This is a genomic window from Sulfuricurvum kujiense DSM 16994, from assembly GCF_000183725.1.
Lineage (GTDB): Bacteria > Campylobacterota > Campylobacteria > Campylobacterales > Sulfurimonadaceae > Sulfuricurvum > Sulfuricurvum kujiense.
Map to the genome: position 1 here is coordinate 1676941 of NC_014762.1, position 19655 is coordinate 1696595.

The 19655-nt window shown below is 44.9% G+C and carries 25 protein-coding genes; 14 read left to right on the forward strand and 11 right to left on the reverse strand.

Going from position 1 to position 19655, the window contains the following annotated elements; genetic code table 11:
* Positions 1–15 precede the first annotated feature (15 nt).
* From SULKU_RS14480 to SULKU_RS14485, 4 genes are read right to left on the reverse strand one after another with little or no spacing between them, the layout of a single operon-like run.
* A complete protein-coding gene (locus SULKU_RS14480) occupies positions 16–1545 on the reverse strand; it encodes a response regulator transcription factor (RefSeq protein WP_013460522.1) in 1530 nt (509 codons plus the stop codon).
* Complete coding sequence (locus SULKU_RS08370) at positions 1546–2010, reverse strand: chemotaxis protein CheD (protein ID WP_013460523.1); 465 nt, start codon at positions 2008–2010, stop codon at positions 1546–1548.
* Complete coding sequence (locus SULKU_RS08375; RefSeq protein WP_083801897.1) at positions 2010–2957, reverse strand: sensor histidine kinase; 948 nt, start codon at positions 2955–2957, stop codon at positions 2010–2012. The genes SULKU_RS08370 and SULKU_RS08375 overlap by 1 nt, the downstream gene beginning before the upstream one ends.
* 44 nt (positions 2958–3001) lie before the next feature.
* Positions 3002–4237 (reverse strand): sensor histidine kinase, encoded by a 1236-nt coding sequence (locus tag SULKU_RS14485; RefSeq protein WP_013460525.1) that lies wholly within the window; start codon positions 4235–4237, stop codon positions 3002–3004.
* 140 nt (positions 4238–4377) lie between these two features.
* Between SULKU_RS14485 and SULKU_RS08385 the strand changes: the two genes are divergently transcribed.
* The 9 genes from SULKU_RS08385 to SULKU_RS08420 all read left to right on the forward strand — a co-directional run bounded on the left by SULKU_RS08385 (position 4378) and on the right by SULKU_RS08420 (position 9625).
* Complete coding sequence (locus tag SULKU_RS08385; protein ID WP_013460526.1) at positions 4378–4653, forward strand: hypothetical protein; 276 nt, start codon at positions 4378–4380, stop codon at positions 4651–4653.
* A 36-nt stretch (positions 4654–4689) separates the two neighbouring features.
* Entirely contained in the window at positions 4690–5742 is a 1053-nt protein-coding gene (locus tag SULKU_RS14490) for an ATP-binding response regulator (protein ID WP_013460527.1), read from the forward strand.
* Positions 5720–6367 (forward strand): response regulator transcription factor, encoded by a 648-nt coding sequence (locus tag SULKU_RS08395; protein ID WP_083801898.1) that lies wholly within the window; start codon positions 5720–5722, stop codon positions 6365–6367. The genes SULKU_RS14490 and SULKU_RS08395 overlap by 23 nt, the downstream gene beginning before the upstream one ends.
* A gap of 174 nt (positions 6368–6541) precedes the next feature.
* Positions 6542–6649, forward strand: a complete 108-nt coding sequence (locus tag SULKU_RS14880) for an LPXTG cell wall anchor domain-containing protein (RefSeq protein WP_013460529.1) — start codon at positions 6542–6544, stop codon at positions 6647–6649.
* On the forward strand, positions 6633–8063 hold the full coding sequence (locus SULKU_RS08400) for a diguanylate cyclase (protein WP_013460530.1): 1431 nt from the start codon (positions 6633–6635) through the stop codon (positions 8061–8063). Before SULKU_RS14880 ends, SULKU_RS08400 begins: the two co-directional genes overlap by 17 nt.
* On the forward strand, positions 8060–8425 hold the full coding sequence (locus tag SULKU_RS08405; RefSeq protein ID WP_013460531.1) for a hypothetical protein: 366 nt from the start codon (positions 8060–8062) through the stop codon (positions 8423–8425). The genes SULKU_RS08400 and SULKU_RS08405 overlap by 4 nt, the downstream gene beginning before the upstream one ends.
* A 10-nt stretch (positions 8426–8435) precedes the next feature.
* Positions 8436–8930, forward strand: coding sequence for a SixA phosphatase family protein (locus SULKU_RS08410; RefSeq protein WP_013460532.1), 495 nt, complete (start codon positions 8436–8438; stop codon positions 8928–8930).
* Positions 8931–9000: 70 nt separating this feature from the next.
* Positions 9001–9360 (forward strand): hypothetical protein, encoded by a 360-nt coding sequence (locus SULKU_RS08415; RefSeq protein WP_013460533.1) that lies wholly within the window; start codon positions 9001–9003, stop codon positions 9358–9360.
* Positions 9344–9625: a type II toxin-antitoxin system RelE/ParE family toxin gene (locus tag SULKU_RS08420; protein ID WP_013460534.1), complete on the forward strand. Its 282-nt coding sequence runs from the start codon at positions 9344–9346 to the stop codon at positions 9623–9625. Before SULKU_RS08415 ends, SULKU_RS08420 begins: the two co-directional genes overlap by 17 nt.
* A 47-nt stretch (positions 9626–9672) precedes the next feature.
* Here SULKU_RS08420 and SULKU_RS08425 read toward each other — a convergent pair whose 3' ends face one another.
* Genes SULKU_RS08425 through SULKU_RS08435 form a run of 3 tightly spaced genes read right to left on the reverse strand, consistent with a single transcriptional unit; the run spans position 9673 to position 10479 of the window.
* On the reverse strand, positions 9673–9993 hold the full coding sequence (locus SULKU_RS08425; protein ID WP_013460535.1) for a hypothetical protein: 321 nt from the start codon (positions 9991–9993) through the stop codon (positions 9673–9675).
* A complete protein-coding gene (locus tag SULKU_RS15450; protein ID WP_013460536.1) occupies positions 9957–10268 on the reverse strand; it encodes a type II toxin-antitoxin system RelE/ParE family toxin in 312 nt (103 codons plus the stop codon). Before SULKU_RS15450 ends, SULKU_RS08425 begins: the two co-directional genes overlap by 37 nt.
* Positions 10258–10479, reverse strand: a complete 222-nt coding sequence (locus SULKU_RS08435; RefSeq protein ID WP_013460537.1) for an addiction module protein — start codon at positions 10477–10479, stop codon at positions 10258–10260. Before SULKU_RS08435 ends, SULKU_RS15450 begins: the two co-directional genes overlap by 11 nt.
* Before the next feature lie 283 nt (positions 10480–10762).
* Between SULKU_RS08435 and SULKU_RS08440 the strand changes: the two genes are divergently transcribed.
* Positions 10763–11857: a tyrosine-type recombinase/integrase gene (locus tag SULKU_RS08440; protein WP_013460538.1), complete on the forward strand. Its 1095-nt coding sequence runs from the start codon at positions 10763–10765 to the stop codon at positions 11855–11857.
* 42 nt (positions 11858–11899) lie between these two features.
* Here the strand turns inward: SULKU_RS08440 and SULKU_RS08445 are convergent, their stop codons facing one another.
* From SULKU_RS08445 to SULKU_RS14885, 3 genes are read right to left on the reverse strand one after another with little or no spacing between them, the layout of a single operon-like run.
* A complete protein-coding gene (locus tag SULKU_RS08445; protein ID WP_013460539.1) occupies positions 11900–12100 on the reverse strand; it encodes a MerR family transcriptional regulator in 201 nt (66 codons plus the stop codon).
* Positions 12097–13092: a helix-turn-helix domain-containing protein gene (locus tag SULKU_RS08450; protein ID WP_013460540.1), complete on the reverse strand. Its 996-nt coding sequence runs from the start codon at positions 13090–13092 to the stop codon at positions 12097–12099. The genes SULKU_RS08445 and SULKU_RS08450 overlap by 4 nt, the downstream gene beginning before the upstream one ends.
* Positions 13082–13417, reverse strand: a complete 336-nt coding sequence (locus SULKU_RS14885) for a hypothetical protein (protein ID WP_151174290.1) — start codon at positions 13415–13417, stop codon at positions 13082–13084. Before SULKU_RS14885 ends, SULKU_RS08450 begins: the two co-directional genes overlap by 11 nt.
* A 441-nt stretch (positions 13418–13858) precedes the next feature.
* Between SULKU_RS14885 and SULKU_RS08460 the strand changes: the two genes are divergently transcribed.
* Positions 13859–14440: a helix-turn-helix domain-containing protein gene (locus tag SULKU_RS08460; protein WP_013460542.1), complete on the forward strand. Its 582-nt coding sequence runs from the start codon at positions 13859–13861 to the stop codon at positions 14438–14440.
* Here SULKU_RS08460 and SULKU_RS14785 read toward each other — a convergent pair.
* The gene (locus SULKU_RS14785) at positions 14421–14633 is read right to left on the reverse strand and encodes a helix-turn-helix transcriptional regulator (protein ID WP_013460543.1); all 213 of its coding nucleotides are present in this window, start codon (positions 14631–14633) and stop codon (positions 14421–14423) included. The genes SULKU_RS08460 and SULKU_RS14785 overlap by 20 nt on opposite strands.
* A 150-nt stretch (positions 14634–14783) precedes the next feature.
* On the opposite strand from SULKU_RS14785, the gene SULKU_RS14495 reads away from it, so the two are divergent.
* The 3 genes from SULKU_RS14495 to brxC are packed head-to-tail and all read left to right on the forward strand — an operon-like array spanning position 14784 to position 19488.
* Entirely contained in the window at positions 14784–15401 is a 618-nt protein-coding gene (locus tag SULKU_RS14495; protein WP_013460544.1) for a DUF1819 family protein, read from the forward strand.
* A complete protein-coding gene (locus tag SULKU_RS08470) occupies positions 15401–16000 on the forward strand; it encodes a DUF1788 domain-containing protein (protein ID WP_013460545.1) in 600 nt (199 codons plus the stop codon). Before SULKU_RS14495 ends, SULKU_RS08470 begins: the two co-directional genes overlap by 1 nt.
* Positions 15997–19488, forward strand: a complete 3492-nt coding sequence (gene brxC / locus SULKU_RS08475; RefSeq protein ID WP_013460546.1) for a BREX system P-loop protein BrxC — start codon at positions 15997–15999, stop codon at positions 19486–19488. Before SULKU_RS08470 ends, brxC begins: the two co-directional genes overlap by 4 nt.
* Positions 19489–19655: the final 167 nt, after the last annotated feature.

Below are 19655 nucleotides of genomic sequence, written 5' to 3' on the forward strand. Positions count from 1 at the left end.
TCAAATTTTCATCTTCTAAAATAGGATTAAATCTTCTTCGCCGGATTCGATCTCATCAACCTCATCGGAGAGAATCAGCTCAATTTGCAAACAGGTGCTGAAGAGCGAGCTGTCGAGGTAATGGATATCCAAAGCACTTTGATCTACAAACAGCCGCCGGCGCCAATCACTTAAATCCGACTGGATACCGCTGAGCAATAAGATGATTTTTTTCATCTTTTTCTGATCCAGTGCAGCATCCTCTGTTTCGGAAAGAACTTTTGCCAATGAGCGGATCGCGTACGCAAGGTCCTCAAACTCAAAAAGCATACTGATTACATGGGCATATACTTCCAGCTGCACCGACATTTGGCGCAGACCGTCGATATCGGCTTCTTCGCTCAGAAGATAGATCGATTCTTTGAAATCGCTATCCAGTTCGTCAAGTTCCTGAAGCTCTTGAAGTATTTCGTTATCAAGTTCGGAAATATACTCGGCCGCCTTTGTTTTATGGGTATGGGTCCGCCGCAGAAGACGGTTCTCTTCGTCCCCGATTTTAAGTTTAACGTTCTGTAACTCTTCTTGCGGAACTGCCGGTATATTGGGCGTTTCATCTTTAGGCGGGGCCACCTCCGCAATCACTGAGACTTCCTGATCGGCAGAAGCGGTTTTAAACTCTTTTTTCCCTCGGTAACGGTTCTGAATGACGAGCTCTTCGAGGATTTCGGTATACGACTTGATTTTAATTTTTTGATACTCTTCGAGGGTGATATCGTTAAAAAAATAGATACGGCTTTGTTCCTCTTCGTTATCGATATGGATATCGCGCCGTATGATCCGGTAAATTTTACGACCCTGTCTTTTTGAAACGGAGATACGGTTTTTTTGAAGATCGGCTGCATCATACTCAGCTAAGGAGTGCATAAATCCCGGACGTTTGTCAAACGGCAATCCTTCTTCTTCCCCTTTTAAAAAGCGCTGTAATTCCACCGTGTCGAATATGGCACAGAAAGGATCGTTAAAATAGCGAACGGTGTCGTCGGTATAGATAATGCACGGCGAAAGATAGCTTTCGGTGATTTGGGCTATTATCCGCTCGGAAAGACGGTTGATTTTTTCCTGCAGCTGCCGGATTTCATACTCTTTCGCTTTTTTCCGATCATCAATCATCCAGGCGATGTCTGCAAATACCGCTTTGGCTCGGACTTCTTCGATCGGTTTGAGAAGATATTTGTCAATTTTAAGATCGATCGATCGGATAAAATAATCCTGATCGCTAAACGCCGTCGTAATGATGATCGGGATTTCCCCATTCTTCATCCGAATATGCTCTATCATATCCAGCCCGTTCATATTCGGCATTTGGATATCGGTAATCACCAGATCATAAGGACGTTCTTGAAACATCTCCAATCCGCTAAATCCGTCACACGCGACATCCACCTTTTTAAACAGTATCCGCAGCAGAGCCAGCATATGATGGCGGATATCCTCTTCATCTTCTACATATAAAACGACGAGCTCTTTTGTCAGCGCTTTGATTGACGCAATATCATTGCTTTTCATCTATCTCTCCTCGTTTATATAATTGAGCAGAACCCTACCCGTCTGGCTTTCTAGCATGATCCGTCTTCCCCGTGCTCCGCCGACATCTCTGGCCGTAACGGGGATACGGTACTCGCCCAATACCTCTTGTGCGATAACGATATTTTTTCTTCCTACCATCATCGCCTCCTGAGACACCGTATCGATAACATTGCCTCCGCCGAAAATTTTGGCTTCGAGGTTCTCAATCCTGCATCCGATATTTATCATCCCCTCTATCAGCCTGTGGATGGCGATATTCCCGTATTTCGGGCTTTGAAGCCCTTTTCCGTTCCATAACGGAATCAGATAATGGTTCATCCCCCCGATTCTTTCCAACCGATCATAAAGGCATACCGAAACACATGAACCTAAAATAGTACACACTTCGGTCGGTTTAATCCCGATGTAAAATTCTCCGACATGGATATATTTTTTAGTATTCATCAAAACTCCATTAACGAGTGTACAAATTCACTGTCAAAAAATTCGTCTGAACCTAACCCATGAGAGATAGACAAATCTTTTTCACATTTTTCAGGGAATCGTGCGATAAAAACCGTCCTGCCTTCCTCTTCAAAATAGTCGATTGTCCCCTCCATCAATTCGCACAATTCCTTGACAACGCTGAGACCGAGGCCAAGCCCTTGCGAAGGACGGGTTTTACCGGTACTGTATTTGTAAAAACGGTTAAAGATTTGTTTTGTATTCTCCTCTTTTATCCCCTCTCCGGTATTCGCTACCCGCATCTCATACCCCTCGTCATCTTTTGAAAACGAGATCGACAGCGTCGTAGAGGGATGAGAAAATTCACATCCGTTGGAGAGGAGATTCAAAAGGATCAGATAAAATTTCTGTGCGTCGATCACCATCGTCTTCACCGAACTCATCACTTCGGTACGAAGCAGTTTTTCCTCTATCATCGGTTCCAGATAGCTGATCGCTTCATACGCTATCTCTTCGGGACGGACGCGGACGTAGCTGTTTGCATTTTGTCCGTATTCGATTTCCGAGGCTGCAAAAATATTTTTCAGGCTGAAGTCGAGATACATCAGTTCTTTATGCATCATGGTGGCGATTCGGGAAGCTTTCGTAGGGTCGTTTTCACCTCCGATTTTTTTGACCAGATTGAGCAATACCGTCATCGGGTTATTAAACTCATTTTTGATCAGAGAAAGAAAATATGTTTTAACCTCTTCCGCTTCTTTGGCTTTTTCGTTAAATTCCAGAAGCTTTTTAGTCATAAACTCCATTTCATGGATTGAAGCTCTCTTTTCCTGAAAACGTCGGCTTATCTCATTGAGCAATTCTTGGTCATCAAGCTGTGTGATCTCCATTTTCTCTTCCTTACCGGGTTCAGTTATCGCACCGAATCCAGGTGAATCTAAATTCATTATGTCAGTATAGGAATTTTGTATGCAGAAAAAATGCAGAACACCTATGAAATATATTTGTTTTTAAATGTTATTATAAACTCTGCCCCGGATTCGGTATTCACTGCTTCTATCATCCCTTTGAGTATTTCGCAGACGATCCGTTTGCTCATATACAAACCGATTCCCGTCCCTTTCCCCTGATCTTTTGTCGTGAAATAGGGATTGAAAATTTTGTCCATATTTTCCGGCGAAATTCCCCCGGCACGGTCACGGACCGAGATATGAATATTCTCGTCTTCGCCTTGCGCAAGCAAAATTTCGATCGGCTTGGCATCGAGATGCTTCCCTTCATACGCATCTCTGGCATTGGCGATAAGATTGATCAGGACATGTGCCAGCTCTTTTTTATAACTGCTCATGACTATCGGACTGCGCGAATCGTAATGGAGCCGTATTCCCCTCGCCTGCAGTTGTGCCCTCATCAGTGACTCAATCTCTTTCATCACATCGTTCAGCCTAAACTGCTGAACCTCCTGATCGGGTTTGAAAAAATTCATGAAATCATTGATCGTCTGGGACATTTTTTGGACCCGCCACTGAATATAGGTGAGATGCTCGCGAATATCGTCAGGCTCCAGCTCCCCGAGTTCGAGCTTCATAGAGACGGAGATGGCGGATGCACTGATCGCATTAAGGGGCTGTCTCCACTGATGGGCAATCATATTGAGCATCTCTCCCATCTGAACGCTTTTAGACTGATTATGCAGTATGCGGTCTTTGTTAAGATTTTCGGCGACCTCGGATTTTATCCGTTCTTCAAGCGTTTTTTTATACCCTTCAAGTTCGGTTATATCGGAAAATGAGGCAATATTAATCTTATCATTTTCAATATGCACTTCATTGACGCTGACACTGAAAACATGCTCTTTATCCCCTTTTTTCATCAATACATAATGGGAATATCCGGGATTGTCTTTAACATACTCGATCCAGTTTTTCCCCTCCATCATCGTTGAGAGGTACCCCTCCCGTTCGATAAAAAAATCGCAGATACACTCGTGTTCCGCTAAAAAAGAGGGGACGTCCGAATAGCCGAAAAAATCGAGAAATGCCCTGTTTCCGTCGCATAATGTCTGAATATTGAAATTGGCGACAATAATATTCGGCTGCCCGTCAAAAATAGCTTTTTGGTATTTTTGAGTGTATTCGAGCCGTTTATTGAGCATATGCAGCTGTGTCGTCTTGCTGCCGAGATCATTATGATCCCCCATCAATACTTTTGGATTTAACAACGACATCTTTTCTCCTCATTCCATGTTTGCCATTCAGTCACTATTTTAATTTAAAAGTATGCAGCTTCTATGTAAAAATATTATTCTATAATTATTTTATGTGATATACTATTGCGTCAACCGATCTAAATCGAAAAGGAGAATGGATGGAAATCTATACTCACTTTCATTGCGAATCACACAACGACAGACAGCATGATTTGATTGATTTGCAAGATAAATGTGAAAATCTCAATGTCTACTTTGCAACACTTGATGACACATTTCGCCGTGAATTCATTAATGCTCTTCACAAAGGAGCACTGAGCCGTTGCGAAACTCTTCTGGAGGGGATAAATGAGGGAGAATGTAAAACATGGCTCACCAAAAGGCTTTCAGAGATGGATTTTGAAACTATCTTAAACTCCATCGTTTCTGCATAATGCTGCGTTACTATTTTTACTAAAAAAGAAGTTGCGATGTTTGACTACAAACCCGACAGACCCAAAGTACTCTTAGTAGATGAAAAAATACAAAACCTCATACTTATCAAAGATATCCTTATCCCTTTGGATCTGGATCTTTATATAGCCAAAACCGGTCAGGAAGCCCTTGAACGCGTTGCACAAACCGATTTTGACATGATCCTCCTTGAAACCATGATGAGCGATATGGACGGATATGAAGTTTGTCGCCAAATTAAAAGTTTAACGCATGAACATGACCTCTCGATCCTCTTTATGAGCGAACTGCAAACCCATGAAGACAAAGCAAAAGGGTTTGAAAGCGGAGCGGATGACTATCTGGTGAAACCTTTTTACGAAAAAGAGATGTTTGCGCGTGTGCAGCTCCACTTAAAAAAACGTACCGTCATCAAATACCTAAAAAGTCTTCTCAAACGCTCTTATCACGAGCTCTACAATCCCCTGAGCGTCATCAAAACCTCTGCGGAGATGTACGGATACCATTACCCGAAAAATTCGTACGTCGATACGATGCACGCGGCGGCAAAATCGCTTCATCTCATCTATGAAGACCTCTATTATGCTCTGGAGACGAAAAAAAAAGGGCCCCTTCGAAACGATTTTATTGATTTGGCGGTGTTTGTGCGAAAACGGACCGAGTATTTCATACTCTTAGCGGAAGTTAAAAACATCCGAATCGAACTCGAAACCGAAGATCAGTGCTTCATCGAAATCCCCCCTTCCGATCTACAGCGGATCGTCGACAATACCATTTCCAACGCAATAAAATACTCTTTTGAAAATACAATCATCCGTATCTATCTCAAAAAAAACTCCCATATAACGCTTCGCGTCACAAATCACGGAAGCACAATTATCAACCCTCACTATATCTTCTCCGACGGCTACCGAGAAGCCTACGATACGGTCGGAATGGGGGTCGGGCTAGAGATTGTCGCCTCGATATGCCAACGTCATAATATCCGCTCAAAAGTTGAGTCAAAGGACGGCACGACAACGTTCACTTATACTTTCAAAGGGGGAGATGATGAAAGTCACTCTGCTTGAGGACGAATTTTCGCTTCGGAACAATCTCGCCGACTTTCTCTCTCTCCACTCTTATGAAATAGAGATGTTCGGTCACGGAAACGATATGCTCAACCGATGCCGGTTCAACTCCGATATCTACATCCTCGACATTAATGTCCCAGGAGCCGACGGATTTGAGGTGATCGAGTGGATTTCACACAACGACCCGGGTAAACCTGTCATCTTTATGACTGCCTTCACAGACATAGAGAGTATTACCCATGCCTACCATCTGGGATGCAGCGACTATCTGAAAAAACCGTTTGATTTGATGGAACTTCTTTTGCGGGTTCAAAAGCTCCTTATCACCTCTACTGATGAAGAGGTTCCTATTACCCTGTTTCATACCTTCAATCTCATATCAAAACAGCTTACATTCGAAGGAGAAATAGTCAATCTCACTAAAAATCAGCGCAATATCCTCTACCTCCTAACCAAAAACAGAAACAGCGTTATCACCTACGATATGTTTATCGAATATATTTGGGAAGACAAGTTTATAAAATTCAACACGATCGCTTCGCACATCCGGGAGATTCGTAATGCGATTAAGGGGCTTCAGGTCCGTAATATACGGGGAGAAGGATACATGCTAAAGGTATAGTTTCAGAGCAATCATCCCGAAAACGGCAGTATGAGTAAGCAGAAACAGCCCTAATCACCCCTTTGAACTTTTGCGTTTTGTGCCGAAAGGCAATGAGGTTTAGACTAATGAAAAAAGCGATAGAATACCCCTTAAGCGTATTATAATGGCGATAAGGCCTAAAAAGGGGATCAAATGGATACATTTTCACTTTTATTCGGCGGAGTTTCCCTTTTAATTTTGATCGCCCTTTTTATTAACCGAAAATCGAAAGAAGAGCGTGAAGATGAAGAATGCGACTAAACCCGCCAAACTAGAGATTGTTGAACGTCAGAACAATGCTCTCCAAAAACTCAACGAAATCGCCGCTCTATCCGATTTAAGTCCGAAAGAGACTTTGAGAGAAGCGTTGATCGTCGGAAAAAACTATTTTGGTTTGGAGTATGCAATCGTCAGTCATATCATCGGCGAAGACTACACCGTAGATGTCCAATCCTCACCGCCCGATACCCTCTATGACGGACAGCTCTTTGCGCTGGGTTCAACGTACTGCAAAACGACGCTTGAGCTTGACGACGTCCTTGCGATTACCGACGTCACCAAATCGCAATACGTCGGTCACCCCTGTCATCGGGATTTTGCCCTCGTCTCCTATATCGGTGCCCCCGTCAGAATAAACTCGCACGTCTACGGCACGATCAACTTTTCTTCCCCCAATCCCAGACAGCTCGAATACGACGAAATCGATAATGAGTTTATGCGTCTTCTGGGACGTTGGGCGGGATCGTTTTTAGAACGGCAGTCCGCGCTGGACGAGCTGTCATTTGCAAAAAAACGCTTTGAAATGATTTTCGAAAATAACGCTTCTGGGATATTGGTAGTCGATCAAAACTGCCAGATCGTCATGGCGAACAAACGGTTTTGCGAGATCATCGGATATTCCAAAGACGAAATGATCGGTCAGGTCACAAAATTTTTGCATAATGATGAAACCTCTTATGAAGCGCTCAGACAAACGTTCCTCACCGATCAAAATGTGTTGCACCAAAAACTCGAATTTGTCCTTACACGCAAAGACCATGAGCAAATCCATTGCGAATTTTTCGGCTCGCCTATCGAGCTTTCCGAAAAAAACATCGGTATCATTTGGAGCATTCTGGATATAACCACCCAAAAAGATCTTCAGTGTAAAATCGAAAAGCAGGCTATTACCGATTATCTGACCGACCTTTACAATCGGCGCTATTTCACAGGCAGAATGGAAGAGGAAATCGCCAAAACTAAACGGAATAAACATGCTAAGACGAGCATTATGATGTTCGATCTGGACAAATTCAAACGGGTAAACGATACGATGGGGCATTTAGCGGGCGACGCCGTCATCAAAAAATTTGCCGATATTATAAAAAACAATTTACGCGTATCCGACATAGCCGGAAGGATCGGCGGAGAAGAGTTCGCATTGATTCTCCCCGATACCGATATAAAGAGTGCCGCAATAACGGCAGAGCGTATCCGGGAAGAAGTTTCCAACACGACGGTCGTATACGAGGGCAAATTCATACACTTTACGGTAAGTATCGGCTTAACCGCCCTATCACCCCTAGACTTGAGTGCCGACTGCGTATTTTCCCGTGCGGATATCGCCTTGTATTCGGCAAAAGAGCACGGACGCAACAACGTACAAATCATCATCCCCCCATTGGAGTCAACATGAGTTTTTCACCCGAACAGTTACAGAATATCAAAGCATCAACCGAAATTTACCGAAACGAAGTCAACCGCATCAACGAGTGGATAAATTCGCCGGATAGCGACGATAAACTCGACGACCTCTATCTGTTGCGTACCATTGCGACCATCGAGCACGGCAAGCGTATCGGACTCTTTGATGAGAGCAACAGCGACGAGTTTCTTGAAGCGCTCGCACACGAAGTGAGCAAATACTTCCCCGAAAAAGACGACGAAGAGCTGTTCGACGATCTCGCCATTTTGGACGACGATCTCCATAACCGCCTCTTCTCCAGCCCGGAAAAAGAGAAAAACATCCTCTTAAAAAGATTAGGATTAACCCTCTAAAGGCATCATCATGAAAACCCTCTACCTCATCCGTCACGCCAAATCGGACTGGAGCGATGAGGCTCTGAGCGATTATGACCGCCCTTTGAATAAACGGGGGCTCAAAGACGCCCCTCTGATGGGTTCACATCTCGCCGACAAGGGCATCCGTCCCGACCTCATCCTCTCCAGCCCCGCTCTGCGCGCCAAAACCACCGCAAAAGCGTTCGCAAAAGCCCTCTCCTATCCGCCTGAGTCGATCCGCTACGATCACGCTCTCTATGCGTGTGACGCCCTTACCATCCTCTCACTCATCCGCGGTGTCTCTGCGGATATCGACACCCTCTTTGTGTTCGGACATAACCCCGAGTTTACCAAGTGTGCGAACCTTATCACGGGCGGTGATATCGACAATATCCCCACCTGCGGGGTGGTAGAGATGCGGTTGAAAAATGATAGCTGGGAGAGTATCGGAGAAAATTCGGCTGAACTAAGAAGCTTTGATTATCCGAAGAAGTATCGGTGAAACACATTTTATAGCAAGAGTTGATTTCATAAAGATGTGCTACAATTTTCATAATTAAAAAGGAGGGTCTATGTCACGATTGCCGGTTCAGCAGTTTGAACTCTATCATCAGCTTATGATGCCTCTTTTAAACATCGAGGCAGATTTAGAACCTGCCGAGAGTAATATTATCAAAAGCCATGCACGGACCGCTCTTGTTTTTACGCAGGGGATGCGCGATATTCTCGACGATTTAACATTCGATTATGAGATATTTGAAAAGCTTCTCTTTGATCTCGATGACAACTATGAAGTCGTTAAAACCGAATACGCAACCGTCCGTGATCCTGAACTCAAATCGATTGTCGATCAGTTGATGACGCAGATGGTAAAGCTCCAAATCGAGATTAGCGATAAATTGGTTGATTATAAGCATGCCAATCGAGCTTGAAAAGCAGTATTTAAAAGATCGTCAAAGAGCCATCAAATCGATAGGTGAAGCCATCATTGAAAAAACGGAAAAACTTTTCGAGTCCGATCCCTCGCACCCCTCACTCCATAACAAACCTATCATCTGTTCAAAAGACAAATTCAAACACTCCGTGCGTGTAGGCGGCAGCGGATACCGAATCATCTATACCGTACGCGATAACATCCTATACTTTCAGCGCCTTATCGATCATGACATCTATGACCGTTTGACGAGAGATTGTTAAAAAACAACCTGTTCTTTTTTCTATTGAATTACTGATCGTTTGTTCACTTAATAGAAAAACTTACACTTACCGTCTTCTCGTTTAATACACTTATTTTTACCTTCAAATAGTGGACAGTTGATATGAATAGCTTTCTTATTATGTCTTGTCAGTTCAAGATGACGATACAATGCTGTCATACCTTTTAAATTTACATGATCTTTGAATAAATCACACTCAGCTTTATCTGTGTGTATTACGGGTTGAAAATGCTTAATAACTTTGTAAGTTATCCCAATTGTCCCGATCGTCCAAACAAATAAAGAGCCTATTCCCTGCCAAGATAATGAATTTAAAAAATTAATAACTTCTGTACTATTAGTATCCATTTATTCCTCTCTAAATTCCACTCATTCTGATTAAAAATCCCAAAAATCACAATATCTTCTCCATCAACTAGATAGGGAATAGTATAACCTTTGTGGATTAATTCGCGGTTGCCGTTCTCAGTCGGTCGACCTTTGCGGGGATTATCGATCAAAGTTTCAATGAAAGTTTTAACACCCTCGTAAAAACTCCGTGCATTTTTAGGATTGTTGATAGCTATAAACTTCGTGATTACTAAAAGCTCTTGGTTGAAACGTTTGCTTCGATTAACTCGCACGCTCGTCTAATCCGTTTAGAAACTCTTCTATCTCTTCCCACCCTTCATTCCACGGTATTGTTTCCATCTTACCGCTTTTATACTCCTCGATACGGCGTTTCACCTCATCGGTATACCACGGCTTCGGGTCTATGGTGATCGCTTCTTCGGGCAGTGTACTCAGGAGCTTTAACGCTTCTTCGGCATAAAGGTCGTTTACTTGTATCGTCATAACGTCCCCTTTTTTAATGTATTGTGAAAATTATAACACGCTTTAGTGTATTTGGATTTAGGGAAAAATGTTGCAGAGAAGTGATTTATAATGTGTGTGGTGGGTCAAGCAGGATTTGAACCTGCGACAACCCCGTTATGAGACAATCATCCCAAAATGTACCGCAATATATTTAAAGATATAAATGCCTATTATACGGAGTATGAATTGTATGTTAATTATTTTTGATGTATCATGATAGACAAATACTCGTCCCCTATTTCGTCCCCCAAAAGGAAACAATATGGCAATTAATCCAGCAGATTATCCAGTTAGGATAAAAAGTAATCTTTGGGCTGATCAAGATCACAAAAAATTTTACTATCGATTCATGCATGATGGTAAAAACAAAAAAGGTATTTTCGATTTTTCCAATAAAAGCTGGGATAAAAGAACCCGCATTTCAAAAGCAGAATTTGAACTTTTACAAATTAAAGAAAAACTTACAAAAGGGTTAGATGATTCGGCAACTATTGATGATATCGTTAAACTGTATTTGGATACTTTGCCTGAAAAAAATTATAAAAGGGATCGAAAAAGCTATTACGATAGCAAAGTTAAAGATGTCCTCGGCAAAAAGAAAGCAGCCGATGTCCTTCCAAAAGATATTCAAAAGCTTGTTAATGATCTTGTAGCTAAAGGCGGGAGCCCACGCACTGTTAAGCAAGCAATCGAAGTTTTAAGCCCATCGTTTGAAATTGCTATTGCGAATAGACTTATTATTCATAACCCTTGCAAAGCCGTTAAACTCCAACTCCCGAAATCGAAAAAAATGGTGGTAAATGCTACTGAAAGGTTAAAAGCAATTTATCAAGGGATTATGAAATTATATGCTCTCGATCCTTACTACAGAGCATTTTTCCTACTTGCTCTTCAGGGACGCAGGAAAGGTGAAGTGATTAATCTGAAGTGGGAGCACATCGCATTTGATTATGACTATTATGTTTTACCGGATCCAAAAAATGGGGAAGAGCAAAAGATATATCTGCCACCAAACGTAAAAGCTGCATTACTCGAATTTCAAGAAGAGAAAGGATGGGTATTTGAATCTCCTATCAATCCAGGAAATCGCTTATTTGATGGAACCAAACAAACTGCCCGATTAAAAAAAGAAGTAGGAGATTGGTTCAGTTTGCACTATACGCGCAACGTCATGGTCTCCGCAATGGCAGAACAAGGAGTAGATGCGATCTATATGAGTGGAGCTCTAGGGCACAGTGATCCAAATACGATCACTAAATACCTAACCATGAATTATCTGACAGGATCTAAGATCGCGAGCAATATGATTCAGCATGAAGCTATGGAGCCAAAAGATGACGTTTTAGATGAAAAATAGTAACATCTCTTTCATCCAAAAAAAGTGCTGAATAAATAGAAATCATGCTGACTCAAGGCCGATGACAGTATGCATTTCTAGCCATTTTTCAATAACTTCTTCGTCATACCGGATGAATCCACCCAATTTTATGAATGGAATTCTTTCATGCGGAGGGCATGATTTCGCGCGGCGTTTTGCTTGCCAATCTTTTCCAAAACCAAAACGTTCTTTGAGTTCATCGGGCGTAAGGAAACGCTTCATACAAACCCCTCAATCCCAGCCATGTATAGCTCTTCTCGGATAATTTTCTCTAATTCTTCGCGTGAATAAGTCTTCACATACGGAGCTATCAAAAGTGTTATTTCTTCTAATATCAATTTAATAGGTTCACCGTGCTGATTCATAATTTTGATTCGAGCTGAAATTTCAGACCGCAGCTCACCAAGCTTACGTTTATCAATATGATTCATAGACTGCGTTCTATTTGCCGCAGTAAGAATATTTTCAATCGTCTCCGCGTCGCCTTTTCTGATTTTTTCTAAAATAGTGACTTTATATCGCGAGGGATTGTTGATCCTTGGATTCTCAGACATCTTCTTGACGATATCTTCAATTGAAGCAATCGAGAGATGTGATAATGCATTGGGTAAAACAAAAGAAGAATCTAAAGCTATACCTTCACATAGTTCATCTTCACATTCAGTTTGAGGAGGTAAGGAAGAGGAAGATGGGGGTTCACATGAGGGTTCACATGAGGGTTCAAGGGTACCACCCTGAGTGGTATGGGGGGTACCACATACTGTGGGACGGGAGATACCACCCTGAGTGGTAGGGGGAGCATCCACTACGTGGCACCCCTCCCCTACCTCCTCTTGGGATGGGGTATCCTTACGCGAACGTGCCCATGCATAAGCCGCGTCATACTCAGCGGCGAATCGCGCCTTGGCCTCTTTAATCTCTTTAACGGTGCCAGAGAAAACGGGTATAGAAATCCGCTTGATCGACGAAGTCTGTGCACCGTTCTTCCGAGCTTCGAAACGCGTCTCGCGGGTTGCGATTCCAAGCCGCTCGAATGCAGATAGGATATATCCAACGGTACTCTTAGACGCACAGGCCTTATCCATGATCGTACGATTCGAGATCCAGCATACCCCTTCGTCTTCGGACGCAGAGTCTGCCAGTGCTATTAATACGAGTCGCGCATAAGCCGGGAGAGGGACATCCCAAGCAGCGGTAATCATTTTATTGCTCATCGCATACCACTCCTAGATCCATACAGAGTTGCGGGTTCCCCGCCAGGGTTCGTTCGATAACTACGGGCATATCATACCGACCGATCACAGTATCAAGATCGATCTCGAATCGCTCTGAGAGGTATTGGAGCTCACCAATGTCAGCGCCGCCGAAAAACATCACTCGAAGTCCATCTACGATCTGCTCAGGCGATAGTCGAGCCAACTCCGCTTCGATCTCGGCAGAGCCGAATGTGATGGCATCGGCCGCCATCATCTCCCAATCGGTGTGACCGAGCCAGTAGGATGATTTCGAATTAGTTAAGACTGTCTTAAGGTTGTTCAATAGACGAGACTTGATCCAGCGTAAAGCGGCTTCGACAGGCAGCCGCTCGAAGCGGCAGATGCCACGCAGGTGCGGCTTATCGAGGGTTGCTAGAGTCATCTTATGAGCAATAGCATATGCATCCGCAAAGCGGTCCGTTCGGAGCCCCGTGCGAATCGCAAACGATTCGATCGAGTCTCGGAGGAGCTCGGCAACAACATCAGCGTTGTCGCGGAGCGTAGCAGCGTTTAGATAACGAGCAACGATCAAATCGTCCATCGCAACTTCAAGTGTTTTTTGGATAAAATTAACTTTGTGAGGGTTTAAAGTCATTTGATTCCTCTTTTCTCCCTACTAGTTTGCCGACCGGAGGGGGATTAAATTTGAAACATAAGAAACATTATGCCATAATTGGCATATATAAACAAGTCAATTTTATACATAAAGCAGGATTTTATTTTAATGGAATCAATTTTGTCAAATTTTTTTGATAGGTTAAAACATGCTCGAAACTTGACTAGCAAGACACAGCAGGAGTTTGCACAAGAACTTGGAGTTGGTTATCGTACCTATGCTCGTTATGAAGCAGGCCAAGGATATCCAGATGTTGAAAGTCTTCAGAAAATAGGAACACTATCTGGTATTGACATGAATTGGCTTATTATGGGCGCTAAAAATGAAGGAACTGCAAATATTGACTTGATCCTGCAAAATTCTATTGAAAATAAAATACGTAAAAAAATTGAATCTCAATTAAATCATTTTCAACATGAAATTATCTTTTTGCATTATGCTTTAGAAAACACTCCTGCTATATCATTTGATGAACTGTTAAACGTTTTGTCGACTTACAAAATAATGTTGATTAAATCTACTCTACTTCATGGAATTACTGAATCTGATAAAAAATCGGCAATTCAATTTTTGGAAGATCTTGAAATGGCTGAAAAAAATTACGTTTTAAATAACATACATCATTTTCGCCGGATGATTTGGGAAAATATGGACTGGTTCAACAAAATGTTCAAGAAATCTCCAGCGTGAGTTGATTTGTATTTATTTTGCATTTTCTTTCCCATACTTTGAACTCTTCAATTGGATAAAGTACTTTGCCTTTATCTGAACCAATTTTCAAATAAATAGGCCCTCTCCTACGTTTTCTCCATGTACGTAGTGTATTACGTGAAATCCCTAATATTTGAGATAACTCAGTTTCTGAATAATATTTTTTTTCCATATTTTTAGCCTCAATTAACAGTTTGAAAATATTCAAAAATCAAACAATATCCGTTATTCAATAATATTTTTTCGTCTTTTAATCCCTTTTAAATACAACAGCTCGTATAATCTCTTAACTTCTAAAACAAGCAAATATTTTCGGAGCATTATGGATTACCAACTTTCGATGACAGCGGCGACGCTCAGATATCACGAAGCGAAAATCGTCGCGGAACTGTTTATCGAAACACGTAATTGGAGTGTTGTTGAAAACCGGGTGCTCGGTGACAATCTCCTCCAAAAATCGACCTCTGCAACGGCCAAAAGAGAGTTTGGCGAGTTGAAACACCGCCTCTCGACCCTTTCGGATGCAACCCTTCGTGCTTTTGGTACGGACGATTTGAACGAGCTCAAATATCTGGCCTTTTTGTCCTGCGTCAAGTATTACCGCCTCCTCAACGACTTTATGATCGAAGTGGTTCGTAACAAGATCCAAACGTTTGATTACCAGATCCTCGAAAGCGACTGGGTCAACTTCATCGAATCGAAAAAAGCGCACGTCCCGAAAATCGGCCAATCTTCCGAAACAACCCTCAAAAAAATCCGTCAAGTGATCTTCAAAATGCTCTCCGATGCGGGGATCATTGACGATATCAAACATCGCATCATCCAGCCGCCGCTCCTTAGCCGTGAATTCCAAAGTATCGTCTGTCGCGAGAGCCCACAGTTGCTCGCCGCTTTCTTGCTCTCCGACACCGATATCACAAAAGCCTGTGAGGAGGTTTGATGAGTCCTGACGTCATCAAAAAGAAATTCGACCATATTTACGCCCAGGTTTCCACTCCTCAGTTCTTACGGATGGAAGCGCTTGGCGGGGAAGTACCATTTTTCATCACCTCATACGATCAGCGCAACGCCGATGTGATCGATCAGGAGATCGGCCGACTGGCCAGCCGAATGCGGATGGAGGGAATATCGGTGGCACTGATCGATCTCTTTGACGTTGTGATCGCTATCCTCGAAGAAAAAGAGCTCCTTGGTCCCATCCTCGAAACCGAAGCGGATCTAGCCAAAGACGAACTCTTCGACCTTTTCTCTGGAGCGCTCGATGTACACACGTACCTTGTCCCGAAAATCGAGGAACTGATCCGGGAAAAAGGGGATGCCCAGATCGTCTTTCTCACCGGGATCGGAGCAGTATACCCCTATATCCGCTCTCACATCATCCTGAACAATCTCCAAAACGCCATCAAACACATCCCGACGCTGATGTTTTTCCCGGGCGTTTACAACACCGTCTCGCTCAGCCTCTTCGGACGGCTCAAAGACGACAACTACTACCGTGCATTCAATCTCGATACACTCAACCTCAAGGAACGTAAATGATCATCGAAACGCTGTTTAAAAAGCCTATCACCCGAAACATCGAAGGGGTGGTAAAAGCCGATAACGACGATCTCGAAGCGATACGCCAGGAGGTCGAAGAATACGTCGTCACCAACGAGCTCAATGCCCGCTTGGACGATTTTTTTCGCGTCTACGCTTCTTCCATCACCAAACCCACCGCCGATAACGGCGTCTGGATCTCGGGCTTTTTCGGATCGGGTAAATCGCATTTGCTCAAAATTCTCTCCTACATCCTCAGCAACAAATCGCTGGAAAACGAACAGATCGCCAAAATCTTCGAAGAAAAGATCGCCAAAGAGGACTTTGAACTACGCGGCAACATCAACAAATCGCTCTCCATCGCCGCCGAGACGATCCTCTTTAACATCGACCAGAAAGCCGAAAGCCTCACCGTCGCCCACCAGGACGACAAACTCCTCAGTGTGTTTTTGAAAGTCTTCAACGATCACCGGGGCTACTACGGTAAATTCCCCTTTATCGCCGCATTCGAAGCAATGCTCGATGACGCGGGAGAGTATGGGCGTTTTAAAGAGCTCTTTTTTCAGGCCAAAAATGTGACGTGGGACAAAGCGCGCGAAACCCTCGCCCTCTACAAAGCTCCCGCAGCCGAAGCGCTCAGCGCGGTGAAAAATATCCCCATCGAGGATGCCAAACGCTACATCGACGGCCTCAAAGAGGATTACAAAATCTCGATCGAGGATTTCGCGATCGAGGTGGCCCGTTACATCGAGCGCAAAGGGGACGGCTTCCACCTCATTTTCTGTGTGGATGAGATCGGGCAGTACATCGGGGATAACACCAAGCTGATGCTCAACCTCCAGACTATCGTCGAATCGCTCGCGACCAAGACCAACGGCCAATCGTGGGTCATCGTCACCAGCCAAGCCGACATCGACTCACTCCTCGAAAACCGAGACGACAAACTCTCCAACGACTTCTCCAAGATTATGGGAAGGTTCAAGGTCAAAATCAACCTCACCTCCAAAGACGCCGACGAAGTGATCCAGAAGCGTCTTTTGGACAAAAATGACGAAGCCTGCACCCTGCTGGGCGAAACGTACACGCGTGTGCAGAACACCCTGCGTTCGATCATCCATTTCGAGAACCGCCAGTACGGCGATTACAAAGATGCCAGCCACTTCATCGCCACCTATCCGTTCATCCCCTACCAGTTCTCCCTCTTCGGACAGTCGATCCGAGGCCTCTCGTCGCACGGCGCGTTTCAGGGAGCGCACCAGTCCGTCGGTGAGCGTAGTATGCTCGGCGTCTTCCAGGATGTCGTCAAAAGCGTCGCCTCGGATTCGACCGACTCGCTGGTGAGCTACGACAAATTCTTCGACGGCCTCAAACAAACGATCAAAGGGGAGATCCAGACCAGCATCCTTCTGGCGGAAAACCATCTGAACGATCCGTTTGCCCTGCGGGTACTCAAAGTCCTCTTTATGGTCAAATATGTCAAGGGCTTCACCCCGACGGTCGATTCGATCTCGACGCTGATGGTCGATTCGTTCGACGTCAACATCGCCAGTCTCAAAGAGGAGATCCTCCGCGCCCTGACCAAACTGACCGATCAGGTCTACATCCAGAAAATCGGCGACAGCTACGAGTTTCTCACCGACAAAGAAAAAGACATCGAGAACGAGATCAAAGAGACTCAGTGCCCCGAATCGGAGATCACCAAAGAGCTCGCCGACTGGGTGTTCGATGACATTATCCGCGTCAGCAAGCTCCGTTTCGAAGCCAACCGAAACGACTACCCGTTCGAGAAAAAGATGGACGGAAACCGGGTCAAGGGGAAAGAAGAGAACATCGTCATCCACATTATGACGCCGCTGGGCTCTGCCGACTATCCCGAAGACCGCCTCATCCACTACACGATGGCGAACAAAGAGATCGTATTCCTCCTCGAACCCAACCGGCAGTTTGAAAAAGACCTCCGCCTCTATGTGCAGACCAAAAAATTCCTCCCGCAGAAGATGTCGGCATCGCTGAGCGAAACCGACAAGCTCCTGCTGGCTTCCAAACAGACCCAGAACACCCAGCGGCGCACCAAACTGATCGAGTCTCTCAAAGCGATGATGGAAGAGAGCCGGGTCTATTTCAACGGCGCACCGATCCAAATCACCGCCAAAGAAGCAAAAAACCGCGTCGAAGCGGCGTTCAATCAGGCTATCACCTCCATCTTCCCTCAGATCACGATGCTGCGCAAAAACTACTCCGAAGACGACATCAAAGCCGCCCTGTTCAATCAGGGGGATCTGGGATTTGGCGATGAGACGATGAACGAAGCCGAAAACGAGATCTTTATGAAGCTCTCCCGCGCCAAAGCGGAGCATAAAACCCTCACCATCACCGCCATCATCTCCCTCTTCGAAGACCGCCCCTACGGCTGGTACCAAAACGCGATCCTGACCCTGCTCGCTTCACTCTTTACACGCGGAAAGATCGAACTGCGCCAGAATGCTCCGCTGGAGCGCAACGAAGCGTTCAAAGCCCTCACCAACAGCCGCGACCATACCAGCACGACTGTATCGGTCACCAAACAGATCGACGATGCGCGCCTGCGCAAAATCCGATCGATCGCCACCGAGATTTTCCCAGATATCGCTGCGGGTGCTTCGGCCAAAGATCTCTATGCCCAGACACGCCAGGCCGCCCAGAGCCTGGTCGCACGACTCGAATCGTTCGTGAGTTCCTACTCCTATCCCTTTTTAGCCTCGCTTTCCGATGGAATCGTCCTCTTCACCCAACTCTCAAAAGTCGATATGGACGACTTTTTTGACTTTATGGAGAACCGCCAGGACGATCTTCTCGATGCCAAAGAGGACACCATCGAACCGATCCTGGAGTTCTTCAACGGATCGAAATTCGAGATTTACAAACGGATCGGCGAATTCCTCCGCGACAACACGGACAACCTCAAATCGATCACCGATCCGAAGCTCAATGACCTCTACGCGCTGATGAAAGACGAAAAACCCTACGCCGGATCCAAAATCCAGCTCGCCAACGAATCGCTCCAGTCGCTTCACGCCGCCATCAATGCCCAGATCGATGCTGCCCGTACCCAAACCAATGCAGCGATAGAGGAGAAAATTTCCTTTATCAGCTCACGCGAGGATTTCGCCACCCTCTCGCCCGATGAGAAACATCAGGTCCTCTCGCCGCTCCTTGCACGCCAAAAGAGCCTCCAAAACCTCCGCCAGATCGATTCGATCCGCTACCAGGGTTCCGAAGAGTCTCTGGGCAAACTCATCAGCGACGCACTGGAACTGATCCCCGAACTCCTCCCGCCGCCTCCGGGCGGAATCCCGAGTGCTCCGAGAAAACAGGTGGTTCGTCTCTCGTCGATCAATCCAAAAACCCGCTCCACCCTCACCACGGCCGGGGACGTCGAAGAGTACGTTTCCGCCCTGCGTGCCAAGCTCCTCGAAGCGATCGAAGCGGAAAAAGAGGTAATCCTGTGAACAAATCCAAGCTCAAATCCTTCGCCGCCTCGATGCGGCGCGATCTGATGGATGCGGTACGTGCCAAAGCCGACTACATCCTCTCACACGACATCGATGAGCTCCCGCCGAAGTTCTATGACCACCGTGACAAGATCGCCACCCTGGCGAAACTGGTCCAGACCACC

Excerpts from the sequence above, each read along its gene's own strand:
- SULKU_RS08425 (WP_013460535.1), bottom strand. The coding sequence starts at position 9,993 with ATGGATACTAATAGTACAGAAGTTATTAATTTTTTAAATTCATTATCT.
- SULKU_RS08385 (WP_013460526.1), top strand. The coding sequence starts at position 4,378 with ATGGAAATCTATACTCACTTTCATTGCGAATCACACAACGACAGACAG.
- SULKU_RS08395 (WP_083801898.1), top strand. The coding sequence starts at position 5,720 with ATGATGAAAGTCACTCTGCTTGAGGACGAATTTTCGCTTCGGAACAAT.
- SULKU_RS08450 (WP_013460540.1), bottom strand. The coding sequence starts at position 13,092 with ATGAGCAATAAAATGATTACCGCTGCTTGGGATGTCCCTCTCCCGGCT.
- SULKU_RS14490 (WP_013460527.1), top strand. The coding sequence starts at position 4,690 with ATGTTTGACTACAAACCCGACAGACCCAAAGTACTCTTAGTAGATGAA.
- SULKU_RS08445 (WP_013460539.1), bottom strand. The coding sequence starts at position 12,100 with ATGAAGCGTTTCCTTACGCCCGATGAACTCAAAGAACGTTTTGGTTTT.
- SULKU_RS08440 (WP_013460538.1), top strand. The coding sequence starts at position 10,763 with ATGGCAATTAATCCAGCAGATTATCCAGTTAGGATAAAAAGTAATCTT.
- SULKU_RS14880 (WP_013460529.1), top strand. The coding sequence starts at position 6,542 with ATGGATACATTTTCACTTTTATTCGGCGGAGTTTCCCTTTTAATTTTG.
- SULKU_RS08415 (WP_013460533.1), top strand. The coding sequence starts at position 9,001 with ATGTCACGATTGCCGGTTCAGCAGTTTGAACTCTATCATCAGCTTATG.
- SULKU_RS08400 (WP_013460530.1), top strand. The coding sequence starts at position 6,633 with ATGAAGAATGCGACTAAACCCGCCAAACTAGAGATTGTTGAACGTCAG.
- SULKU_RS08410 (WP_013460532.1), top strand. The coding sequence starts at position 8,436 with ATGAAAACCCTCTACCTCATCCGTCACGCCAAATCGGACTGGAGCGAT.
- SULKU_RS08435 (WP_013460537.1), bottom strand. The coding sequence starts at position 10,479 with ATGACGATACAAGTAAACGACCTTTATGCCGAAGAAGCGTTAAAGCTC.
- SULKU_RS08460 (WP_013460542.1), top strand. The coding sequence starts at position 13,859 with ATGGAATCAATTTTGTCAAATTTTTTTGATAGGTTAAAACATGCTCGA.
- SULKU_RS14480 (WP_013460522.1), bottom strand. The coding sequence starts at position 1,545 with ATGAAAAGCAATGATATTGCGTCAATCAAAGCGCTGACAAAAGAGCTC.
- SULKU_RS08405 (WP_013460531.1), top strand. The coding sequence starts at position 8,060 with ATGAGTTTTTCACCCGAACAGTTACAGAATATCAAAGCATCAACCGAA.
- SULKU_RS08420 (WP_013460534.1), top strand. The coding sequence starts at position 9,344 with ATGCCAATCGAGCTTGAAAAGCAGTATTTAAAAGATCGTCAAAGAGCC.
- SULKU_RS14485 (WP_013460525.1), bottom strand. The coding sequence starts at position 4,237 with ATGTCGTTGTTAAATCCAAAAGTATTGATGGGGGATCATAATGATCTC.
- SULKU_RS08375 (WP_083801897.1), bottom strand. The coding sequence starts at position 2,957 with ATGAATTTAGATTCACCTGGATTCGGTGCGATAACTGAACCCGGTAAG.
- SULKU_RS14495 (WP_013460544.1), top strand. The coding sequence starts at position 14,784 with ATGGATTACCAACTTTCGATGACAGCGGCGACGCTCAGATATCACGAA.
- SULKU_RS08370 (WP_013460523.1), bottom strand. The coding sequence starts at position 2,010 with ATGAATACTAAAAAATATATCCATGTCGGAGAATTTTACATCGGGATT.
- brxC (WP_013460546.1), top strand. The coding sequence starts at position 15,997 with ATGATCATCGAAACGCTGTTTAAAAAGCCTATCACCCGAAACATCGAA.
- SULKU_RS14785 (WP_013460543.1), bottom strand. The coding sequence starts at position 14,633 with ATGGAAAAAAAATATTATTCAGAAACTGAGTTATCTCAAATATTAGGG.
- SULKU_RS08470 (WP_013460545.1), top strand. The coding sequence starts at position 15,401 with ATGAGTCCTGACGTCATCAAAAAGAAATTCGACCATATTTACGCCCAG.